This is a genomic window from Denitratisoma oestradiolicum (assembly GCF_902813185.1).
In the GTDB taxonomy this organism is placed as follows: domain Bacteria; phylum Pseudomonadota; class Gammaproteobacteria; order Burkholderiales; family Rhodocyclaceae; genus Denitratisoma; species Denitratisoma oestradiolicum.
In genome coordinates this window covers 1,057,842-1,079,709 of record NZ_LR778301.1, presented here as the reverse complement: position 1 = coordinate 1,079,709, position 21,868 = coordinate 1,057,842, and the positions used below count along the sequence as shown (strand labels likewise).

At 63.0% G+C, this 21,868-nt stretch carries 22 protein-coding genes; 8 read left to right on the top strand and 14 right to left on the bottom strand.

What is annotated here, in order from left to right:
* Window positions 1-23 precede the first annotated feature (23 nt).
* From DENOEST_RS04980 to DENOEST_RS04960, 5 genes are all read right to left on the bottom strand, one after another.
* A complete protein-coding gene (locus DENOEST_RS04980; protein ID WP_145772185.1) occupies window positions 24-1,232 on the bottom strand; it encodes an acetyl-CoA C-acetyltransferase in 1,209 nt (402 codons plus the stop codon).
* A 266-nt stretch (window positions 1,233-1,498) separates the two neighbouring features.
* Window positions 1,499-2,053 (bottom strand): transcription elongation factor GreB, encoded by a 555-nt coding sequence (greB, locus tag DENOEST_RS04975; RefSeq protein ID WP_145772184.1) that lies wholly within the window; start codon window positions 2,051-2,053, stop codon window positions 1,499-1,501.
* A 6-nt stretch (window positions 2,054-2,059) separates the two neighbouring features.
* Window positions 2,060-5,086 carry a DUF748 domain-containing protein gene (locus DENOEST_RS04970; RefSeq protein ID WP_145772183.1) on the bottom strand — a complete coding sequence of 1,009 codons (3,027 nt, stop codon included), beginning with the start codon at window positions 5,084-5,086 and terminating at the stop codon, window positions 2,060-2,062.
* A gap of 16 nt (window positions 5,087-5,102) precedes the next feature.
* Window positions 5,103-7,496 carry a protein kinase domain-containing protein gene (locus tag DENOEST_RS04965; protein ID WP_145772182.1) on the bottom strand — a complete coding sequence of 798 codons (2,394 nt, stop codon included), beginning with the start codon at window positions 7,494-7,496 and terminating at the stop codon, window positions 5,103-5,105.
* 58 nt (window positions 7,497-7,554) lie between these two features.
* On the bottom strand, window positions 7,555-7,788 hold the full coding sequence (locus tag DENOEST_RS04960) for a DUF3567 family protein (RefSeq protein WP_145772181.1): 234 nt from the start codon (window positions 7,786-7,788) through the stop codon (window positions 7,555-7,557).
* A gap of 130 nt (window positions 7,789-7,918) precedes the next feature.
* Between DENOEST_RS04960 and DENOEST_RS04955 the strand changes: the two genes are divergently transcribed.
* The 5 genes from DENOEST_RS04955 (at window position 7,919) to DENOEST_RS04935 (ending at window position 12,493) form a co-directional block, all read left to right on the top strand.
* The gene (locus DENOEST_RS04955; RefSeq protein ID WP_145772180.1) at window positions 7,919-8,128 is read left to right on the top strand and encodes a YdcH family protein; all 210 of its coding nucleotides are present in this window, start codon (window positions 7,919-7,921) and stop codon (window positions 8,126-8,128) included.
* A gap of 3 nt (window positions 8,129-8,131) precedes the next feature.
* Window positions 8,132-9,292 (top strand): efflux RND transporter periplasmic adaptor subunit, encoded by a 1,161-nt coding sequence (locus DENOEST_RS04950; RefSeq protein ID WP_145772179.1) that lies wholly within the window; start codon window positions 8,132-8,134, stop codon window positions 9,290-9,292.
* A 13-nt stretch (window positions 9,293-9,305) separates the two neighbouring features.
* The gene (locus DENOEST_RS04945) at window positions 9,306-9,980 is read left to right on the top strand and encodes an ABC transporter ATP-binding protein (RefSeq protein WP_145772178.1); all 675 of its coding nucleotides are present in this window, start codon (window positions 9,306-9,308) and stop codon (window positions 9,978-9,980) included.
* A 102-nt stretch (window positions 9,981-10,082) separates the two neighbouring features.
* Window positions 10,083-11,294, top strand: coding sequence for an ABC transporter permease (locus DENOEST_RS04940; RefSeq protein WP_145772177.1), 1,212 nt, complete (start codon window positions 10,083-10,085; stop codon window positions 11,292-11,294).
* The gene (locus DENOEST_RS04935; protein ID WP_145772176.1) at window positions 11,294-12,493 is read left to right on the top strand and encodes an ABC transporter permease; all 1,200 of its coding nucleotides are present in this window, start codon (window positions 11,294-11,296) and stop codon (window positions 12,491-12,493) included. Before DENOEST_RS04940 ends, DENOEST_RS04935 begins: the two co-directional genes overlap by 1 nt.
* 48 nt (window positions 12,494-12,541) lie before the next feature.
* Here DENOEST_RS04935 and DENOEST_RS04930 read toward each other — a convergent pair whose 3' ends face one another.
* From DENOEST_RS04930 to DENOEST_RS04915, 4 genes are all read right to left on the bottom strand, one after another.
* Window positions 12,542-12,685, bottom strand: coding sequence for a hypothetical protein (locus DENOEST_RS04930; protein WP_170228304.1), 144 nt, complete (start codon window positions 12,683-12,685; stop codon window positions 12,542-12,544).
* Window positions 12,686-12,835: 150 nt separating this feature from the next.
* On the bottom strand, window positions 12,836-13,021 hold the full coding sequence (locus DENOEST_RS04925) for a hypothetical protein (protein ID WP_145772175.1): 186 nt from the start codon (window positions 13,019-13,021) through the stop codon (window positions 12,836-12,838).
* An 85-nt stretch (window positions 13,022-13,106) separates the two neighbouring features.
* Entirely contained in the window at window positions 13,107-13,304 is a 198-nt protein-coding gene (locus DENOEST_RS04920; RefSeq protein WP_145772174.1) for a hypothetical protein, read from the bottom strand.
* A gap of 17 nt (window positions 13,305-13,321) precedes the next feature.
* A complete protein-coding gene (locus DENOEST_RS04915) occupies window positions 13,322-13,627 on the bottom strand; it encodes a YkgJ family cysteine cluster protein (RefSeq protein WP_145772173.1) in 306 nt (101 codons plus the stop codon).
* Between the two features lie 101 nt (window positions 13,628-13,728).
* Between DENOEST_RS04915 and DENOEST_RS04910 the strand changes: the two genes are divergently transcribed.
* Both DENOEST_RS04910 and DENOEST_RS04905 read left to right on the top strand, forming a co-directional pair.
* The gene (locus DENOEST_RS04910; RefSeq protein ID WP_145772172.1) at window positions 13,729-15,240 is read left to right on the top strand and encodes a B12-binding domain-containing radical SAM protein; all 1,512 of its coding nucleotides are present in this window, start codon (window positions 13,729-13,731) and stop codon (window positions 15,238-15,240) included.
* Complete coding sequence (locus DENOEST_RS04905; protein ID WP_145772171.1) at window positions 15,237-16,451, top strand: hypothetical protein; 1,215 nt, start codon at window positions 15,237-15,239, stop codon at window positions 16,449-16,451. Before DENOEST_RS04910 ends, DENOEST_RS04905 begins: the two co-directional genes overlap by 4 nt.
* 56 nt (window positions 16,452-16,507) lie before the next feature.
* Here the strand turns inward: DENOEST_RS04905 and trhA are convergent, their stop codons facing one another.
* On the bottom strand, window positions 16,508-17,137 hold the full coding sequence (gene trhA / locus DENOEST_RS04900; RefSeq protein WP_232096443.1) for a PAQR family membrane homeostasis protein TrhA: 630 nt from the start codon (window positions 17,135-17,137) through the stop codon (window positions 16,508-16,510).
* 110 nt (window positions 17,138-17,247) lie between these two features.
* Between trhA and DENOEST_RS04895 the strand changes: the two genes are divergently transcribed.
* Window positions 17,248-18,423, top strand: a complete 1,176-nt coding sequence (locus tag DENOEST_RS04895) for an MFS transporter (RefSeq protein ID WP_145772170.1) — start codon at window positions 17,248-17,250, stop codon at window positions 18,421-18,423.
* 572 nt (window positions 18,424-18,995) lie between these two features.
* Here DENOEST_RS04895 and DENOEST_RS04890 read toward each other — a convergent pair.
* The 4 genes from DENOEST_RS04890 to DENOEST_RS04875 form a co-directional block, all read right to left on the bottom strand.
* The gene (locus DENOEST_RS04890) at window positions 18,996-19,469 is read right to left on the bottom strand and encodes a WbuC family cupin fold metalloprotein (protein ID WP_145772169.1); all 474 of its coding nucleotides are present in this window, start codon (window positions 19,467-19,469) and stop codon (window positions 18,996-18,998) included.
* Window positions 19,470-19,686: 217 nt separating this feature from the next.
* Window positions 19,687-20,127 carry a hypothetical protein gene (locus DENOEST_RS04885; protein ID WP_145772168.1) on the bottom strand — a complete coding sequence of 147 codons (441 nt, stop codon included), beginning with the start codon at window positions 20,125-20,127 and terminating at the stop codon, window positions 19,687-19,689.
* Between the two features lie 173 nt (window positions 20,128-20,300).
* On the bottom strand, window positions 20,301-21,203 hold the full coding sequence (locus DENOEST_RS04880) for a prepilin peptidase (protein WP_145772167.1): 903 nt from the start codon (window positions 21,201-21,203) through the stop codon (window positions 20,301-20,303).
* Window positions 21,204-21,341: 138 nt separating this feature from the next.
* Window positions 21,342-21,857 carry a hypothetical protein gene (locus tag DENOEST_RS04875; RefSeq protein ID WP_145772166.1) on the bottom strand — a complete coding sequence of 172 codons (516 nt, stop codon included), beginning with the start codon at window positions 21,855-21,857 and terminating at the stop codon, window positions 21,342-21,344.
* Window positions 21,858-21,868: the final 11 nt, after the last annotated feature.

Sequence of the window (21,868 nt, the reverse complement as noted above, 5' to 3'; positions counted from 1 at the left end):
CCTTGAATTGTTTCCGGGACGGCTCAGACCAGCTCGATGATGGTGGCGGTGCCCATGCCCGCCGCTTCGCACAGGGTCACCAGGCCGGTGCCCACGTTGCGCCGTTCCATCTCGTCCAGCAGGGTGCCCAGGATCATGCCGCCGGTGGCCCCCAGGGGATGGCCCATGGCGATGGCGCCGCCATTCACGTTGATCCTGTCGTGGGGCACGTTCAGCCGCTCCATCAGGCACAGCACCACCGAGGCGAAGGCTTCATTCAGCTCCCACAGGCCGATGTCCGCCACGCTCATGCCCGCCTTCTTCAGGGCCTTCAGGGAGGCGATGCTGGGGGCGTCCAGCATCAGGGTGGGCTCCGAACCCACGGTGGCGATGGAGCGTATCCGCGCCCTGGGCTTCAGGCCCAGACGCTGGCCGATTTCCTGGTTGCCCACCAGCACGGCGGAGGCCCCATCGACGATGCCGGAGCTGTTGCCGGCGTGGTGCATGTGGATGATGCTCTCCAGTTCCGGATACTTCTGCAGGGCCACGCCGTCGAAGCCGTACTGGGTGCCCATTTCCAGGAATGCGGGCTTCATGCCTGCCAGGGATTCCAGGGTCACGTCGGGGCGGATGGTCTCGTCCTTGTCCAGCACCGGCAGGCCCAGGATGTCCTTCACCGGCACCACGGACTTGTTGAAGTAGCCCTTGGCCCAGGCCGCCGCCGCCCGCTTCTGGCTTTCCACGGCATAGGCGTCGCACTGTTCCCGGGTGAAACCGCACTTCGTCGCCAGCAGGTCGGCGCTGACCCCCTGCATGACGAAATACATCTTGAAGGTGACTTGCGGGTCCAGGGCCATGGCGCCGCCATCGCTGCCCATGGGCACCCGGGACATGCTCTCGACCCCGCCGCCGATGGCCAGGTCGATCTGGCCAGCGCCCACCTTGGCCGCGGCGAAATTCACCGCCTCCAGGCCCGAGCCGCAGTAGCGGTTCACCTGTACCCCCGGCACGCTGTTGTCGTAGTCCGCCACCAGGGCGGCGACCCGGGCGATGTTGCCCCCCTGCTCGCCCACCGGCACCACGCAGCCCAGGAACACGTCTTCCACCAGGGCAGTGTCCAGGGAATTCCGGTCCCGCAGCGCCCCCAGCATCTGGGCCGCCAGATTTACCGGTGTGATCTCGTGCAAGGCACCGTCCGCCTTGCCCTTGCCCCGCGGCGTGCGTACGTGGTCGTAGATGTATACGTCGGTCATGACTGCCCTTTTCAAAATCAAATGAATGGAAAGAATCGCGCAGCCCTGCAATGGTCGGAATCCCGACAGGGGCAGCCGATTAACGCCAACACAGAATAGGGTAATTGACTGCGCCTCCCTAAAACATGAGCTCAAAACCGAACCAGAATGGGGGAGCAGACGTAACACCGCATCAATACTGGCGTTAACCGCACTGCAACAAAGTGAACATTAATGGAGATTCCCCATCGACCCCCACCCATGGGCAGGGGGATCGGAGGCTGTCCTCAGCCGATATAGCGAACTGCCACCACCTCGATCTCGCGCCAGCCCATGGGGCTCTGGAAACGGATTGAGTCGCCTTCCCGCGCCTTCATCAGGGCGCGAGCCAGGGGAGATATCCAACTGATCATGCCGGCGCCCACGTCGGCCTCGTCGATGCCGACGATCTGGTAGCTGGACTCGTTGCCGTCCTGGTCACAGATCGTCACCGTGGCACCGAAAAAGACCTGGTCGGTGTTTTCCTGTTCCGCGGGGTCCACCACCACGGAGCTGTCCAGGCGCTTGGTGAGGAAACGCAGGCGGCGGTCGATTTCCCGCAGGCGTTTCTTGCCGTAGATGTAGTCGCCGTTTTCCGAGCGGTCTCCGTTGCCCGCCGCCCAGGAGACCACCTGGACCAGATTGGGCCGCTCCACCTTCACCAGATGTTCGAACTCCTCCCGCAGCAGGCGGTGGCCGCGCCGGGTCATGTAGTTGCGGGTACCGGGGGGCAGAGCGGGGGCCGATGCCTCGCCGTCATCCTCGTCGTCCTGGTCGTTCTCTCGGGTGAATGCCTTGCTCATGAAACCCTATCTGAGGGAAAAATCCACTCGGTTGCCGGGCGACTTGTCTGCTCCGGCTTCGACCCGGGGCGCCAGCAGAAACACTCGCTGGGCTGGCACCTTACCCATTTCCAGCAGCCAGGACTGGATACGCCGGCCCCGCTGCTCGGCCAAGGCGTGCAATTCCGTCTCACCGGCGGGGAAAGCGGCCAGCAACCGGGCTTCCATTTCCGCCGATGGCAGGCTCTTGGCCAGGCCGATCAGATTGCGGGGCTTGTCCGGAATCTTCTCGCCCTGATAGACCTTCTCCAGATACACCGGATACTCCGCGGCAGAAATGGCAACTTCATCCAGTGAAGCAGAGGCTTCGGCCCGACGGGCCTGGTCCTCCAGCTTCCTGGCGCGTATTTTGCGGTCCAGGGTGGCGCGCTTGATCCCGGCCTTGTCCTGCTCCGGGTCAGCCCGACCGCTCACTTCCAGGGTCAGGGCCGGGCGATCGGCCATGGCCTTGGCCAGGGCCTGGAGACGGGCCTCCGTTTCCGGCGTCAGGCTCTCCTGGCCGGGAGTGAAGATCACATGGGACAGATCCTCCCCGCCGCCAAAGAGGGAGCCCAGCAGGGCGAAGGGAGAGGTCACCGCCTTCACCACCAGGTTCACCAGCATTTTCACCACGATGCCGCCCACACTGAACTGGGGATCATCCAGGGAACCGCTGATGGGCAGATGAATGTCGATTTCGCCCCGGGAATTCTTCAGCAGAGCCACGGCCAGATTGACAGGAACGGACAGGGCATCCGGACTCTCCACCTTTTCGCCGAAGGTGAGCTGATCCAGGAACAGTTTGTTCTCCGCCGTCAATTGCCCCTGCTCCACCTTGTATTTCACCTCCAGGGAGAGCTTGCCCTTCTCGATGGCATAACCCACATAACGCCCGGAGTAGGCCGAAAAACCCGGCATGTCGATACCCCGCGCACTGGCCTGGATATCCAGACCCGGCGGAGAGGACAGGGGGTCAATGCGCCCCTGAATCTTGAGGGGTGCCGAACCATCCACATTGCCCTGCAACTCCACCGAACTGAGGGTGCCTGCCACCAGGGCATCCACCCTGCCCTCCAGGTTGGTCAGCCGGGCCGAATAATTGGGCCGGATGAATCGATCGGTGAAGTTCACCTCGCCCCCCGACAATCTCACCCGGCCGATGCGGATATCCGCCGGAGACGACTTGGCGGTGGGTTCCACCACCGGGTCAACAGGGGCCGGCCCCACGGGTGCGGGCTCGGCCTTGACCATGTTCCGGAGGTTCAATTGCCCCTGTTCGTTGATCAGCACCTCGGCGAAGAAGTCGTTCAGGGCCACCTCTCCGACCTGCACGGAAAGGGGGGCGGTGGACAAGGACAGCCGGGCAAGGCGCAGACGCTTCCAGCGCAGCAGATCCTCCGCGTTGCCCCGATCCAGCACATTCACATTGCCCAGGGTCAGGTCTCCGGTGACAGCAGCCCGGCCGGCCTGGAAGCTGGCCCGGCCCTTGAAGCCAAGTTCACCCCGTGTGAGCAGGGCATTGAAGCGATCCACCACCCAGCCCTGAAGGGCCACCAGATCCACTTGCCTTGCCTCCACAAGCAGTTCCCCCTCGCCCTGGAGACTGAGCTTGCCCTTCAGGTCCAGGCGGCCCCGGCCATTGACCGAAGCGCCGGCCTTGACCGGCGCCGGCCCGGCACCATCGTTCGCCAGGCGCCCCGTATCCACGCTCAGGCCCGTCAGGATCAGGGGTTTCACCTCGGGCAGGGTGTCATCGGCGTAAGCCAGCCTGCCCTCGCCGAGTATGAAATGAGCCAGGGACCAGGACCAGGGGGCGGCCGAAGTCGTGGCGTCGCCCGCAGCGGCGCTCGGCTTCGCCCCCGGATCGGCGGCGGTAAGTTCCGTCAGGTCCAGACCGCCGGCACGAGTGCGCCGCACGCTCAGATATGGACCATCCAGGCGAGCTTCGGCAACGCTGATCCGGCGTTGCTTCATATCCACCACCAGATCCCTCAACCCCAGACGGCCCAGACGCAGGAAGTCCCCAGAGGCGCCTCGACGCCGCAAGGCCAGTCCGGGCGCCTTGTCGGCGACCAGCGCCAAGGACTTCAGTCCGATGCGCTGCCGCGCCAGATCCACCGCGATGCCATCGGCCACGACCCGACCCGCCCGCAACTGTAGTCGGCCATCGAGCAGCTCGGCCTTCACCCCCTGCAACGCTGCATCGCCGGTCACGGTCAGGACCGGCGTCTTGCCCCTGGGAGCGCTGAAACCGATTTTCAGGCGGGTTTCCAAACGTGCTCCGTGCAGGGCCAGCGGCACCCGTGCATAGGCCATCGGATTCAGCAGTTCCAGATCGTTCAGGATCAGCTCCAGGGTCCCGTCCCTCTCCGCGGCAAAGGGCCGCAAGCGACCGCTCAGGGACAGGGCGGCGCCATTGAGCCGGGCGCTGAAGCGGGGTTCGACGAACAGGTCCTGGCGGGAATCGGCCGTGGTGATGAAGGGCACCGCCAGACTGATTTCACTCAGGCGCTGAGTGCGGCCCACCCCCCTATCCTCCAGTTCCACCTGCCCTCCCTGGAGCAGGATGTTGCTGACCGCAAACGCCGGCGGGGGACCATCGGGCTGATCCGGCCGGCCTGCCGTCAGCAGATCGGCGATATTCAGCCGGCCGGCCGAATCCCGCACCAGATGCAGGCGCGGCTGCTCCACCCGCAGCTCGCTCACCACCGGCATGCCTCGCAACAGGGAGGCGGCGGAGACATCCAGATACAGCCTCGCCACCGAGAGCACATCGCCGGCCTTGAAGCCCTCGATGGCGACGGACAGGGCGTAGGGGGAAACCGTGACACGCTCGATACTGACCGGACGATGCAGGGTTTCGCTCAGCAGGGTTTCCAGCCGGAGCTTGGCGAAGCCCGGCAACCAGAAGTAACCCAGCAGACCAGACAGCAGCAATAGCAGCAGCAGAATCCCGGCCAGCCAGCGCCCTGCTTTCACGAAGCGGCTTGCGGTGGTCGATGCCCGATGGCCCATGAAAACCCCCTCTCAGTCAGGAAGACTGCTTGATGGCCAGCATGGCTTGATTGCGCAGGGTCTTCAGCAACTGCAATTCCCTTTCCGGGATGGTGATGGAGCCCGCCTGGTCCCGGTCGCAATAGATCAGCGCCACCGGATTGCCCTTGATCACCAGGGGAAACAGAACGAAGGTCTTGGCCGGCACCCGCTCCCGGAACCAACGCGGAATCTTGTCGGCGATCTTGGGATCGTCGATGTCGCTGATCAGGATGTCCACCGACTTGCTGATGGACAAATGAAAGACATCGGGCGTGTAGGTCAGGGGAAATTTGAATTTCTTGGCGATCTCCGCCGTGTCCGGGCCGAAGCCGAAACGGCCGACCATCAGGCCGCCCCTGACATCCTTGAGGCAGAGCAGCACCCGCTTGAAGCCCATGGCCCGGTACATGGTTTCCAGGATGATGCGCAGGATGTCATTGAGGGGCATGTCCTCCACCAGGGAGTTGCTGATGTCCTGAATGCCCGCGGTGAGTACCGACTCCACATCAGTCTGGAAGGCCTTTTCATCCTCCCCTTCCTCCCCCGTCACGGAGGGCGATGTCATCGCCATGGCATCCATGAGCACGGTCTTGGCCAGGGTTCCAGCCAAGCCATTATTGTCGTCTTCCGGCGCAGCCACTTCTATCGTGCCCTTGAACGCCTGCACCTGGCGGGCGAAGGGGCTTTGCTTGAGATTGACATGGAGGATGCCGGCCACCTCGGTCAGCTCGTCGAAGGATTTTTCCACCACGCTCTGGACGCCCCTATCCGACAACTGCATGCTGGCCGAGAACCGTTCCGAGATGGTCTTCATCAATCGGGGCCTGTCTCCCGGCACACTGCCGGCGATCATTTCGCACAGCTCGTTGGCAAAGCCGGAGATCACCCGCAGGGTTTCCTCGTGGGTGACGGGCTTGCGCACCGGCCCGTCACCCAGCTTGCGCATGCTGGCGACGATGGTTTCGGGAAAACCCCAGCTCCGGGCAATGGCGATACCCAGTTCCTCGAAGGAAATGCCCAGCACCTGGGCCGAGGCTTGAGCCTCGCTCATCTGCTTCTGCTGCATGACGATGCGGATGGTCTCCACTTCCTCGGGGAAGTAATACTGGGACAGCAACCTGCCAAGATCGTGGAACATGGAACAGATGAAGGCTTCCTCGGTGTCCCGGGCCAGGAAGCGCACACTGGCGTCCCGGGCCATCAGACCGGCCAGATTGGCCCGCAGGAAGCCTTCCTTCAGATCCTTGGCGTTGCCCTTGTCCTGGAGATGCTCGAACAGCAGCACAGTGATGGCGATGTTGCGGATGGCGTCGAAGCCCAGCACGATCACCGCCCGGGACACCGTGCTGATGCCGCCTCCGCCGGCCTGGCGGTAATAAGCGGAATTCACCAGGCGCAGAATCTTGTTGGTCAGGGCGAAATCCTTGAGGATGGTGTTGGAGAGCTTGTTGATGCTTTCCTTGTCGGAATTGGTGAGCTTGTTGATGGCTGACACGGAATCCGACAGGGCCGGGAAGTCCGACTTGTGGCGCATGCGCCGCAGCAGGAATTCCAGGGTGCCCTGCTGACGGGCCGCGCCATCGTCGGCCGAGCTGCCGCCACCCAGGTAGGCCTCGATCGCACCCCGCATCTGGCCCGCGTCGGCAAAGCGGATTTCGCGCCGCCGGGCACAGGCCTTGAGGATGATGTCTCCCAGCCTTTCGTCCACTCCGCGGGGCAGCTTCACATCCTCGTTCAGGATGCGATGGACGATCTCCCCCGCCGAATTGCCCTCCATGACCGGCCGTGCAGTGATCATCTCCAGCAGAATCAAACCGGCTGCGAAGACATCCATCTGCTCGCTGACGCTGCGGTCCTCCAGATACTCCGGTGCCATGTAGGCCGGCGTACCCAGCAGGCCCTCCTCGCCTTCGGGCGAATCGGTGGTGCGAATGGCGATGCCGAAATCCATCACCCGGGGCCGCCCGGCGGCATCAATGATGATGTTGGAGGGTTTCAGATCCCGGTGGATGATGCCCAGGGCGTGAGCCTGATTCAGCGCCCCCAGGATCTGACGCATCAGGTCCGTGGCTTCCGTAGGCTCGATGGGGCCGTCCTGACGCAGACGCTCGGCCAGGGTTTTCCCTGCCACGTATTCGAAGATCAGATAGGGGTCGCCACCCTGCTCGCCAGCATCGAAAATACCGACCACATTGGGATGCTGGAGCTTGCCCACGGTACGCGACTCCGCCAGGAGCATCGCATTGAGCTGGGGATCGGGCAGGTCGAAGTGCATGGTCTTGATGGCCACCTCCCGCTGCAACTGGGGGTCCCAGCCAAGATAAACCACGCTCTGGGCGCCGCGCCCGAGTTCACGGCGGATTTCGTAACGTCCGATCGTCTGTGCCATGAGCTGATTTTAGCCCGGCACCGGGGTGGTCATGGACGGCGATGAACGCCGGGGGTGATCAGTGCCGGGTCAGGGGCTGGCTGAGCACGGTGCTATAGTCGTCGAAGAGATCCTCCAGCGCCTCCTCATCACCCCCGCTGGCAAGCACCGTGTTGAATTCGTTGAAGAAACGCAAGGCCACCGAGCCCTGCATCAGGCCACCGCGCCCCGAGCGCTTGTCGAACAGTTCCACCGCATCCAGCCCCGGGTAATTGATGATCACCATCTGGGGATTGTTGAAAATGACTTCCATGACATCCTCCGCTCATCGACGCTGTGTATGAGATAACGGCCGTTCCACCGATTTCAAGAGGGGAAATTGAGCCACGAAAAACTCCCCTACGACATTGCCAAGGCTGGAACGCCCGCATAAGATGCCCGCCATGGACCCCATCGAAGACATTGACGCACTGAATATCCGCCTTGCGGAACTGCGTCTGGAGCATCGTGACCTGGACGAGGCCATTGCCACCCTGACCGGGGATCCTTCCCGGGACGAACTGATGCTGCGACGACTGAAAAAACGCAAGCTCCTGCTCAAGGACCAGATCGCCTTCCTCGAACGCCAGATCGATCCTGACGACTTGGCCTGACCGATGCCCTTGCGCCCCTCCCGCCCCCTGATTCTCGCCGTCCTCGTCGCCGCCCTGCTTTTCGCCGGATTCAAGCTCATGACCCGCCCCAAACCGGTGCCGGTGCTGGTGGCCGCCGCCGCTCCGGGCCGGGTGGAGACCACCGTGGCCAACACCCGGGCCGGCTCCGTGGCGGCCTGCAAGCGGGCCAAGCTGGCGCCGCCGGCCGGGGGACGCATCGCCCGCCTGCCGGTGAAAAAGGGCCAGCGAGTCCAGGCCGGGGAACTGCTGCTGGAACTCTGGAATGATGATCTGGCCGCCCGGGAGCAACTGGCTCGGGAACAACTGGGCACCGCCCGTGCACGGGTGAACGAGGTCTGCCAACTGGCCCGGGCCAGCGCCAGCGAAGCCCACCAGGCCCGGCAGTTGCGGGACAAGGGTTTCATTTCCGAGGAGCGGGTGGTGCGCATCGAGGCCCAGGCCGCCTCCGGGCAGGCCAGCTGCGATTCCACCCGGGCCCAGATCAAGGAGGCCGAAGCCCGCATTGCCGCCGCCCATGCCGATACCCAACGCACCGTGCTGCGAGCGCCCTTCGCCGGCATCGTGGCGGAAATCAACGGCGAGTTGGGGGAATACCTGACCCCCTCCCCGCCGGGCATTCCCACCCTGCCGGCGGTGGACCTGATCGACGATTCCTGCCTCTACGTCACTGCCCCCATCGACGAAGTGGACGCGGCCAGTCTGCAGAACGCCATGCCCGGCCGCATCACCCTGGACGCCTATCGGGGTAAACATTTCCCCGGCCATCTGCGGCGCATCGCCCCCTACGTACTGGCCCTGGAAAAGCAGGCCCGCACCGTGGAGGTGGAAGTGGAATTCGACCAGCCCCCCAGGAGCGAGGACGGAGGCAAGTTGCTGGTGGGCTACAGCGCCGACATCGAGGTGGTGGTCGAGGCCCGGGAAAACGTGCTGCGCATCCCCACCTCGGCCCTGATGCCCGGCAACCGGGTGTTGGTGCTGAAGAATGGCCGGCTGGAAGAACGCAAGCTGGAAATCGGCCTGTCCAATTGGGAATACACCGAGGTCAAGACGGGCCTGGCCCAGGACGAACAGGTGGTCACCTCCCTGGACCGGGAGGGCGTCAAGGCCGGCGCCAGCGTGGTGGTGGAAACCAAGAAGCAATGAACAGCCCTGCCCGATGATCCAGCTCTCCGGCATCCGGCGCGTGTTCCATGTGGGTGACGAGGAGGTCCATGCCTTGCGCGGAGTGGACCTCAGCATCAGCGCCGGGGAATACCTCTCGATCATGGGCCCCTCGGGCTCCGGCAAATCCTCTCTGCTCAATGTACTGGGCCTGCTGGACCGGCCCAACGGGGGTCGCTACACCCTGGATGGCCGGGATGTGACCGGCCTCTCCGATGACGAACTGGCCCAGGTGCGGCGGGAAAAAATCGGCTTCGTATTCCAGTTCTTTCACCTGATCCCCCGCCTCACAGCGGCCCAGAACATCGAGCTGCCCATGGTCCTGGCCGGCACTCCTCCGGAAGAAAGGCAGCGGCGCCTGGCGATCCTGCTGGCTGACTACGGTCTGGAAAACCGCGCCCGGCACCGCCCCGACCAGCTTTCCGGTGGCCAGTGCCAGCGGGTCGCCATCGCCCGAGCCATGTCCATGGGGCCCGGTGTGATCCTGGCCGACGAACCCACGGGCAATCTGGACCGCCACACCGGCCAGGAAGTGATGGCCCTGCTGGAGGCTCTCCACGCCGCCGGCGGCACCCTGGTGGTGGTGACCCACGACACCGAACTGGGCGCCCGCGCCAAACGCCGCCTGCGCATGGTGGATGGCGCACTGGTGTCCGACGATCGGACGTGACCGTGCACCTGCCCTCCCCCCACAACTCCTATCCCGCACGCGGGCGAGGGGCACTTCGTGAAGTCGCAGCGCGCCTTTCACGGTAACAAAGGCTGACACTCAATGCGTCCGGCTGACCTGTTTGACTTCGCCTGGCAGGTGGTGCGGGGCAACCGGGGCCGTACCCTGCTGATCCTGCTGGCCATGGGCATAGGCGTGGCAGCGGTGCTGGTGGTGACGGCCCTGGGCGAGGGTGCCCGGCGCTACGTGCTGCAACAGTTCAGCGGCCTGGGGGCCAATCTGCTGATCGTGTTGCCCGGCCGGGCCGAGACCGCCGGAGGCATTCCCGGCTTCCTGGTAGGCAAGACTCCGCGCATGCTGACCCTGGATGACGCCCAGGCCCTGACCCGCAGCCATGGGGTGCGCAAGGTGGCCCCCCTGATCGTGGGCACCGGCGACGTCCATGTGAATGCCCGTAGCCGGGAGACCGCCGTGCTGGGCTCCACCGCCGAATTCATCAGCGTGCGACAGATGGACATGGCCCAGGGCAAGTTCCTCCCCGAGGGTGACCCCCATCACGCCCAGCCGGTCTGCGTCATCGGCGCCAAAATCAAGTCCGAGCTGTTCGGCGGCCAGGCCGCCGTGGGTGAATGGCTGCGCATCGGCGACCGGCGTTTCCGGGTGGTCGGCGTCCTGGCAGGTCAGGGCCAGTCCCTGGGCTTCAATACCGACGAGATCGTGATCGTGCCGGTGGCCGCGGCCCAGGCCCTGTTCAACAGCGAGGCCCTGTTCCGGGTGCTGGTGGAGGCCAAGTCCCGGGCCCAGGTGGCAGATGCCAAGGCCGACGTACTGGAAATCCTGCGCCAGCGCCACGAAGGAGAGCGGGATGTGACGGTGCTGACCCAGGACGCGGTGCTGTCCACCTTCGACCGCATCCTGGGGGCGCTCACCCTGGCTGTGGGCGGCATCGCCGCCATCAGCCTGTCGGTGGCGGGCATCCTGATCATGAATGTGATGCTGATTTCCGTCACCCAGCGCAAGCGGGAGATCGGCCTGTTGAAGGCCCTGGGCGCCACCGGCCGGCAAATCCGCCTGCTCTTCGTCACCGAGGCCGTGCTGCTGGCCCTGGGGGGGGCCGGGGCCGGGCTGGCCGTGGGCCGACTGGGGGAATGGGTCATGGCCGAGCTCTATCCGGCCATTCCCGTCGCCGCCCCCTGGTGGGCCCTGGTGGCCGCGCCCCTCACGGCCCTGGTCACCGCCATCCTGTTCTCGGTGGCGCCGGCCCGCAAGGCGGCCCGTCTCGATCCCGTGCTGGCCCTGTCGTCGAGACGCTGATGCTTACCGCCGACTTCCTCCGCTTCGCCTGGCAGTCCCTCACCGCCCACCGCCTGCGCACCTTCCTCTCGGCCCTGGGCATCGCCATCGGCATCACCGCGGTGATCCTGCTCACCAGCATCGGCCGGGGCCTGCACAGTTTTGTCATTGACGAATTCACCCAGTTCGGCACCAACATCATCGGCATCACCCCCGGCCATACGGACACCCGGGGCGGCCCCATCGGCGCCATCAACACCGTGCGCCCCCTCTCCATCGACGACGCCCTGGCCCTGCGCCGCGCCCCCCATGTGTTGGCCACCGACCCCACGGTGCAGGGCAACGGCGACGTGGAGTTCGAGGGCAAGAGCCGGCGCGTGATGATCTACGGCGTCAGCCACGCCATGGAACAAGTGATGCGGATGCAGGTCAGCAGCGGCGAATTCCTGCCCGACGACGACCCCCGCAGCGCCCGGGCCATGGTGGTGTTAGGGGCCAAGGTGGCGCGGGAACTCTACGGGGAAAACAATCCCCTGGGGACCCGCCTGCGGGTGGGGGGCGAACGCTACCGGGTGGTGGGGGTGATGGAAGCCAAGGGCCAGGTGCTGGGCCTGGACCTGGACGACACGGTGTACATCCCGGTGGGCCGGGCTCTGGAGATGTTCAACCGGGAAAGCCTGATGGAGATTCATCTCACCTACGAGCCCACCGCCCCCCTGGCGGAGGTGGAGGCCGGCATCCGTGCTGTGCTCTCGGCCCGCCATGGCCGGGAGGACTACACGGTCACCCCCCAGCAGAAAATGCTGGAAACCTTCGGCACCATCCTCGACGCCATCACCTTCGCCGTGGCCGCCATCGGCGGCATCTCCCTGCTGGTGGGGGGCATCGGCATTCTCACCATCCTCACCATCGCCGTTTCCGAGCGCACCGCGGAAATCGGCCTGCTAAGGGCCATCGGCGCCACCCGACAGCGCATCCTGCTGATCTTCCTGGGCGAAGCGGCGGTGCTGGCCGGCCTGGGAGGCGCAGTCGGACTCGGCCTGGGATGGGCTCTGGCCCTGGTACTGAAGCTGGCCCTGCCCGCCCTGCCCCTGGAGACTCCCTGGTCCTATGCCCTGGCCGCCGAACTGATGGCGGTCAGCGTCGGCCTGGCAGCCGGCGTCCTACCCGCCCGCCGGGCCGCCCTGCTGGACCCACTGGAGGCCCTGCGCTCGGAATGAGAACCGCCCGCCCATAAAAGCAAGCGGCTCATGGGCACTCGAAAAAGCTCAACGGACGATCAAGGTATGAACGACATCCTGCGCATGCTCGTCGTGCGCATGCTTCTTGACGTGCTTCGCGTGCTTCTTTTCCTTGGGTGTCAAAAGGGGCTGCTTCTTCGCTTCCTTGTTGCTTTGCCTGGCCTTGCCCATGATCCTGCTCCTCGCGATATGCAGCGGCGAATGCCTGATGCGATTTCAGTATAGGCCGCTACGCGAGGCATTACAGACAAATATGCGGAACCCCTCCTGACCTCCAGGCAGGCCATTCAGCAAGCGAGCAGGAGGACGTAGCAGCCACCTTCAGACTTCCGCAGGAGCCTCACCGTCCGGGGATAGGGGAGCCGCACCATCGTCAGTGGAAGGAGGATTCGGCGCCCCATCAGCGGCGGCCTTGCCCGCGAGTTTCTGACGGCGCTTTTCTTCCTGCTTGTTCTTCTTTGCCAAATCCCTCTGGCGTTTTTCGAATTGATAGTTGGGTTTAGCCAAGAGGCCTCCTGGTATGGCCCCGAGGGCCGGATGGAATGCTTCGAAAACCGAGGTAGCTGGCGCAATGCCGCCACCCACGGGCTTGTTACTTGTATTTCTTGAAAACAGTCCGGGCATCCTGGTGAGCCCGCTCCAGGATGCGGATAGCCGGATCATCGTCGTGTCCGACAAAGAATTCGTCGTCCTGGGCGCGCATCACCATCTGGATCGCCGCCTCGTCGTCGAGGCCATATTTCTCGGTGATCAAGGTGGTCACCTCGTCGAGATATTCTTCGTAAGTCATGGGCTTTTCACTCATTATCACCACCGCACCGGCCGCGAGCGTTGCTCGAGACAATCCTCGCCTCCCATCGGAAAATCGCGGCAGATGTCCGGCCGCTGCTCGTAGATGGTACAGCCCATGGTGGTACGATCCAGGGCCGCGCACCAGCCATCTTCCAAGCGCCGCATCACCCAGCCCCCCCACCGGTTCTCGACGGTGAATTGGTCCGGAACCCCATCATCGCCGATCAGCAAGACCTCCAGCCGACAGCAGCAGGCTGCACAGTCCGAGCACGATATGGCCGTGGTTCCGATCTCTTCATTGTTGTCCTTGCATGCGCTCATGGGCGTATTGTCCCATGGGGACGCCCCAGAAACGCAGTTGCCCTGGCCATGGGGTGAATGGGCACTGGACGGCCGGCCATCGAACTGAATAGACTCCCCCCATGACAAGAAGCGTTCGCACCATCCTGTATGTACGCCTGCCCGTGTGGAAGATATGGCCCGGTGGCGTGGTGTATCTGGCCGACTTTATCCACAAGCAGCGACCCGAACTGCACCAGGAGATCCTCGACTTGGCACTGGTCGAGCCGGGCCAGCGTCAGGCCCGGCTGAAGCAGCGCCTGCTGGAACTGCGGCCGGACGTGGTGGCCTTCTCCTGGCGCAACATGCAGACCTTCGGTCCCCATCCGGAAAACGACGCCCTGGAAGTGGTGATGAACTACGACCACTCCGGCAGCCTGTGGCGCAAGGCCCGGGCGGCCTGGGACGCCATCGGCATCATCTGGGACTACGGCGCGGCGCGGCTGCGCAACTTCGGCTTCCTGCGCCTGGCGCGCCGGCTGCTGCCCGAAGCCCGACTCGTGGTGGGGGGTACCGCGGTATCGATCTTCGGCAAATACGTGGCCCGGAAATGCCCGCCCGACACCGTCGTTGTAGTCGGCGAGGGCGAGGAGGCCATGCTTTCCATCGTGGATGGCTATACCGCCCCTGCCGGCCATCACTGGTACAAGGATAGCGCCGGCGTACTGACCCATCAGCCGGCCGAGGAAAACTTCGACCTGGCCCGGCTGACTGCCGTGGATTTCGGCTACATCGAATCCATCTTCCCGGGCTTTCGCGACTACCTGGGCGGCGCCATCGGCGTCCATACCAAGCGCGGCTGTCCCTTCCAGTGCCATTTCTGCCTCTACAACAAGATCGAGGGGGACCGTCAGCGCTACCGGGACCCCCTGGAGGTAGCCAAAGAGGTGGAGACCCTGAACAAGGTCTATGGCGTCCAGCACATCTGGTTCACCGATGCCCAGTTCTGCTCCACCAAGCGCAGCACCCGGCACGTGGAAGCCATCCTCGACGAAATGATCGCGCGCCAGGTCCAGGTGCGCTGGACCGGCTATCTGCGGCTCAACCACCTGACCCCCGACCTCGCCGGGAAAATGCTGCAAAGCGGGCTGGAAAGCATCGATCTGTCCTTCACCGGCACCCAGGAAGTGATCGACAGCCTCACCCTGGGCTACAAGCTGGATCAGCAGATGGAGGCCTTCCGCCTGTTCAAGGAGGCCGGCCACCGGGACCAGAAGGTCAAGCTCTACATGCCCCTCAACGCCCCAGGCGAGACCTCCGAAACGCTCCAGGCCACCATCGCCCACATCCGCGAGCTCTACCAACTCTTCGGCCGGGAGAATGTGCTGCCCTTCATCTTTTTCATCGGCGTACAGCCAGAAACTCCCATCGAGCAACGGCTGATCGCAGAGGGCTACCTGCCGGCGGATTACAACCCCCTCACCCTCAATCCCTTCCTCATCAAGAAGCTGCTCTACAACCCCCGCCCCCTGGGGCGCATGATCGGCCGCGCCTATCTCGAAGCCTTCGCCAGCCGGGGCGCCGCCGACGACTATGTGGGCCGTGCCACCATGGAAATCCTCGAACGCCAGTTGGCCGCGCCAACCGCCAGTTGAACCACGGCGCCCCGGGCACTGCCCTCAGCTCCCCCGGGAATCCCGGCCGCAAGCGGATACTCGCCCTGGCCCTGGCGCTCCTGTCGCTCCTGGCATTGCCTGCGGCAGCCCGGGATGGCCTTGGCTTCACCTGCGACCCGACGCAAATTGATTCCGTCGAAGCAGGCATGGAAGCCTACCTCCAGGCCCTTCACATCGCGCCCGCCCTGATCCTCAGGCAGATGGAACGGGACCTGGGACGGCTCACCTACACTCTGGCCACGCCGCCCGGGGACACCGATACCCTGAGCCTCCACCGACGGCCCGAGTTCCGCATCGGCCGGGAAACTGTCAGCCTGCCGACACGGGGGGGCAAGTCCCGCCAGGTAGTCACGGTATCGAAAAAGGAAATCCTGCTGGCCCTGATGCAACATGGCCGCCTCACCGAGTTCGCCGGCAGCGCCTGCAACCTGGAGGCCCTGAAGGAACACATCGGTCTGCGGCAGAACATCGTCGCCTGGGCCGAGAACCTCAACTGGATCTGGCCCAACGGCGGCCCGGCCCGCTGGAACAAGCGCTATTGGGACAAGGGCACGCCCCTGCCCCATGTCCCCGTGGCAGCCGCCCTCCAGAACGCCTTCGACCAACAGGGAAAGTACAGCCTGGGCTGCTATACCACCACCAAGCTGGCCATCGCCCAGGGCATCGTCCAGTACTTCGAGCGTAGCACCGCACCGCCCGGCCGGGCCGCCCTGGTGCGGGAGCGGCTACTGGCCGACGGCGATCCCCTGGTGAACATCGAACCCCCGCGCCTGTGGCGTTTCGAACCCGACCTCGATCCGGCCGACGCGGACCAGCCGGGAAAACTGGTGAGGCAGATCGACGGCGTGGCCGCCGGGAACTTCGTCCCCGGGGACTGGGCCTACCTCCTCAACACCGATCCCAGAAGCCGAGAAAACACCGGCTATGAAGGCTCCAACACCCTCTACCTGGGCCGCAACCGCTTTGTCGATTATTTCAACGACAACCGCCACGGCTACAGCTACCGGGAGAAGCTGGACGAGGTCTACCAGTGGCGCAACGGCGTGTTCAGCCGCGCCCGGGACTTCCGCAAAATCCGCCGGCTCTCGGCCCAGGACTACGAACGCCTGGGGAAACTGCCCAGCGAGGGAGGCCTGCTGCTGGACCAGCGTGCGGTCCCCTACTTCTTCGGCTACGAGGCTCTACCGTAGGGAAGGCGTCAGCCCGCTTGCCGCTATCCCTCGCCAAGGGTCCCTGAACATCCGGCTTACAGCACATACCTCAGGATCGTGAAGTAATGGGCGGCGCTGCCGGCGATGACGAACAGATGCCAGACACCATGGGCATGTTTGAGTCGGCTGTCGAGGGCATAGAAGACGATGCCCACCGTATAAAACAGCCCGCCCGCCGCAAGCCAGGTGAAGCCGGCGGGCCCCAGCGTCCGCCATAGGGGCACCAGCGCCGCCAGGGCCGCCCAGCCCATCACGACGTAGATCACCACCGACAGTATCCGGGCGCCGCCCTTGGGTCGCAGTTCCAGCAGGCTGCCAAGCACGGCCAGACCCCACACCGTCCCGAACAGGGACCAGCCCCAGGAACCCCGCAGGGTCACCAAACAGAAGGGGGTATAGGTGCCGGCGATGAGCAGGTAGATGCTGTGGTGGTCCAGTTCCCGCAGGATGATTTTGGCCCGCCCCGTCAGACCGTGATAGAGGGTGGAGAAACTGTAGAGCAACACCAGCGTGACGCCGTAGATGGAAACACTCACCACTTTCCAGGGATCGCCGCCCTGGGCCGCCACTATGACCAGCACGACGGACCCCGTCAGCGCCAGCAGGGCGCCGATGAAATGGCTCAAGGTATTGAAGCGCTCTCCCTGGTTCATATCGTCTGTCATATCCCGCTTGCTCGTCACCCCATCATAGCGAGACCTCCCCCTCATGGGTGGGGCCAATGGGAGATACTTGCCCCTGCGATAGCCCCCGACCGATGACAGCCCCCAGAACCATGAAGCCCAGCGCCCCTACCCGCAACATCGCCCTTCTCGCCCTGGCCCAGGCCCTGCTGCTGATCAATGGCGTGACCCTGGTCGCGGTCAGCAGCCTGGTGGGCCTGGCCCTGGCGGGAGACCGGCGCCTGGCCACCCTGCCGCTCACGGCCCTGGTGGTGGGCACGGCCCTGGCCACCCTGCCGGCGGCCTATTTCATGAAGCGCCACGGGCGACGGGCCGGCTTCATGCTGGGCGCGGCCATCGGCCTGGTCAGCGCCCTGATCTGCGCCCAGGCGGCGTTTCAGGGCCAGTTCTGGCTGCTCTGCGGCGGCCTGTTCGGTGCCGGCATCTACGGTGCCTTCGGCCAGCAATACCGCTTCGCGGCGGCCGACGCGGTGCCGATCCCCTGGAAAAGCCGCGCCATTTCCCTCACCCTGGCCGGCGGCATTGCCGGTGGCGTGGTGGGGCCGGAGCTGGGCAAGCTCACCCGCGGCCTGATGGAGGCTCCCTTCGCCGCCACCTACCTGGCCCTGGCAGTCATGGCCGGGATCGCCCTGTTCGTCGCCAGCCGGCTGGAGATTCCCGCCCTCACCGCCCAGGAGCAGCAGGCCCGGGGCCGCCCCCTGCGCTCAATCATGAGCCAGCCCGCCTACGCGGTGGCCCTGCTGGCGGCGACCGCCGGCTATGGGGTGATGAATCTGCTGATGACGGCCACCCCCATCGCCATGGACCTCTGCCGCCATCCCTTCAGCGAGGTGGCCTTCGTCATCGAGTGGCATGTGATCGGCATGTTCGCGCCCTCCTTCTTCACCGGCGGCCTGATCCGCCGCTTCGGTGTGGGCCGGGTGATGCTGACGGGAGCCATCCTGATGCTGGCCTGCATCGCCATCGCCTTTTCCGGCCTGTCGGTGATGCATTTCTGGTGGGCCCTGACCCTGCTGGGCGTGGGCTGGAACTTCCTGTTCATCGGCGGCACCACCCTGCTCACCGAAACCTACCGCCCCGAGGAAAGGGCCAAGGCCCAGGGCGCCAACGACTTCATCGTCTTCGCGGTGCAGGGCCTGACTTCCCTCAGCTCCGGCGTGATGATCAGCACCGCCGGCTGGCACACCCTGAACCTGCTGGCCCTGCCCATCGTCGCCGTCACGGGCCTGACCACAGGCTTCTGGATGTACCGGCGCAGCAACAAATAGTTACCAACCGTCACAGCCCGGCAAAGTCCGCCGCGCTAGTCTTCGCCCTGTTGCACATGAAGAGCCTATTTCAGTAGGGAACGCATCCCGCGCCGTCGGACTTTGGGATGCGATGCAAGGCGGAGGGAGCGCCGCATGGTCATTCCATGCCAGCGACCGACAACGCCGCAGCGCGCCCAAAGCCCGGCGGCCCTTCGGGTTGTGTTCAGGGCGGGCGATCGCTGCGTTGCGCGGCTTGCGAAGGGAACAACCCTTCGCTGCGCCACGACGCCTTGCGCTCATCCCGCCCTGAGCACAACGCGGGGTACGTTCCCTACTGAAATAGGCTCTGAACCCTCCCTATTGTCCCGCCCTCCCCGGCGGGACTTTTTTTGGGGTCATCTGATTAGCCACCATGTTCAGCCAGCGTCCACGAAGTCGTCATTCCGGGGCTGCCCGTCAGAGCCTGCCCCGGACCTGATCCGGGGGCAGAACCCGGAATCCAGAGGCGCACGGCTGGGGTTTCTGGATTCCGGGTTCCGCTACGCGGCCCCGGAATGACTTGCCTGAGTTTCGTGGCTAATCAGGTAGGGCTATGACGCCCACCTATCCCCCACCCGAGCCTGGGCAAACCAGCCCAGCAGGGCACGGGCCTCATCCCCTTCGCCGGAGGGCGCCCAGGAGGGGCAATCCCTGGCGGTGACCGCCACGTAAGGCCCCTGCTTGACCTCGAAGATGATGCCCCCCGGGTCCAGGGAGAGCACGGCATGCCAGACCCCGGCCGGGGTTTCCACCATCGCCGCATCCTCCCCCAGCACGCGGCGCGCCACCACCGCGCCGGTGTCGTCGAAGTGCAACACCACAAAGCGCCCGCGCAAGGGATGGAGCAATTCAAAGGTCTGGGGATGGCGGTGGGGCACGACCAGCGTGTCCGGCTCCATGGCAATGGCCAGGCGTTGCACCGGATCGGCCAGATCACCATGGAGATTGAGGTTCATGCGCCGCCGGGGCGAGTGGCGGGCGGCGGCGGACAGGGCATTGAGATCGGCTGGGCTGAGGGTTTTCAAGGAGGCAATCCGTTGAAGAAGAGGAGCGGATTGTAAGAGAATCAGCCAGGCAAATTAGCCCATTACAAACAGCATCCAACACCGCCCGCCCACGTCAGCTATCGCCTCGGATAGCTGTAATTTCGCGGTACTCCTGGAGCGTAGCTACATTTTGGCTACGTCACGACCCAAAGCCGTTATTCCCAACGTGGAGTGGAGTGTTAATGATCGTTTGCAATTACTGTTGTACTGTCTCTACGATTTTGCTCCTACAGTTCTTGAGTAGCTGGATAGCCTCGACTTGTGCGCTATCCGTTTTTAGGCGGTCTTCCTCTCTTTCAATACGATCAGCTTCTGCACGCAAGGCAAACACATCCTCCTCAGCGGGGGTCTTATAACCTGGCGGAATAATAGAAGTTCTAGCACGTATGGGCTTTTCATTTGCTTTTCTCCATGCCACATACTCCTCTTCACGCCTTGCCGTAGTTCTATCAATTTGCTCAATCTGTGTCTGCCAAAAGCGATCTCCCAGGATGACCTCTTCAATGTTGCCAAAGAAACCATGTACCTCGCAGTTACGATCAACCCGAAGCTTGTCTGTGCCAAATACAATTACAAAGGCGACGTAGTAGAGAAGCAGGAGAGCCGGAATAAACAAAATACGGAAGAGAGTATTCATGGTTGGATGTCATTTGATCTGATGATGTCGAGGTCACTGTGCTCTATCTAGGGTATCCGATTCCTAAGAAAGATCCATGTTCAAGCCCAATTCACCGTTGCACGTAAGCCTGCACTCAGCCGTGGCTTCTGACGACCAGCGAGCCCGAACCAACCTGGTTTTGTTGCATTCCATTAGCCATGCAACATGCCGATAGACAAAGCAGACATAACCAGCCAATGTCCTAGCGGAACAAGCTGAGTAGGTCCCAATAGTTTTCTGTACCTGACCATGTTTTCACCCAGTTTAAGGATGTATGCAAAAGCAATGGCTAGGCAGCCTTGCTCCCACCCAAGCATTGCCCCGATTGCTGCCCCTGCCATGAATGAGCCATACCCAACAAGTTCCTGCTTGATAGTAAAACGGCTAATGATAAGAATCAGCCATTGACCCATGTAGCCTACTACCGCACCAATAACTGCGCTTTCAATGGGTACGGCAAGGCCGAATGCAGAAGCCAATAGATTCCCCCATAATAAGGGGTAGGTTAATACATTTGGCACTAAGTGCTGACGCACAGATATGAACGCTATCGCAATTAGCAGCCATAGCTGGAAAAGCCCGATAAGCGTTTTCGGCTCTAACCCTCCAGACACAACCACATATGTCGTCCCAATGATTGTGACCAGTTGTGGCCGGAATGCTTGATCCTGAGATCTAAAATCGCATGTGGAACAAGAGTTATTGTGGAATAGATACCGAAGCAACGCTAATCTTCGACTGCCGCTATAAAGCTCATAGCAGTGAACACAGCGTGGGGATAAGCTACTAACTATTTCCTCGAAACGTCTAAGATAATTTAGCTTATCTTGCCGAGTGTATGCTTTGAATGTCATCTGGCTATCATCAATCCATGATCTTGCAAGCCAAAGTGGAACGGCAAGAATGTACAGACTGATAATTTCCCCGACAAATAATCCCAGTAAAACCGAGTAAGAGAATAGGGCTAGTTGGACCATGTTCAGTCGGATTGCTATTGCAATAACAGAGGTGCAGCCTAGGGCGAAAGCTTCACCTGCCGTATAGGGGGAAATCATTTTGTTCGGTAGATTCCTGATTCGGAGAGATTCAACAATCGACCCGAAGCGGTATAGCCTGGCCGGATAAGCGGACGTTCAGGAACGTCTAAATTCACACGACTGCACAGTTATTCGCGCAGGCCTGGAATGGCAGTGTTAGCACTCGTCGCGTAAAGTGAAATTGGGTTCATAGAGTCGCACTAGGCCAAGTACGAATTCTTTCGACTTGGCAACGACAGCCGAAGCCTCCGCCTCGTTGCAGAATTCACCACGATGGGCAATAGCGTTTCTTTTTTCATTGACTGCCTTTGCCAACCTGTAGAGTCGACTAACGGCAGCATGGTGCTCTTGACCTTCAAGTAGCGGAAGTAACAGTTTGCTCATTTTCCCGTCAAGCCCGTTCGCCCACTTAAGGAAACTGTTCACTAGTTTCTCGTCAAACTGACTTCGCGTAGAAAACTCTCGACGAATGGCAAGATTGGCAGAAATCTCCGCAGCAGTAGCGGCCCTAACGACAGCAGCAGACCATTCTTCTCGAGTGTGAAGACCAGTCATTTTTTTCCACTGAGATTCGATCCGCTCAAGTTCGGTTCTTTGCTCGTATTGTTTTCGTCTGCTCAACTTGCGCCTACCTTCCGAGAGAGCTGCTTCTTTAAAGTACGCGCTTTGCACATACCTCCAGT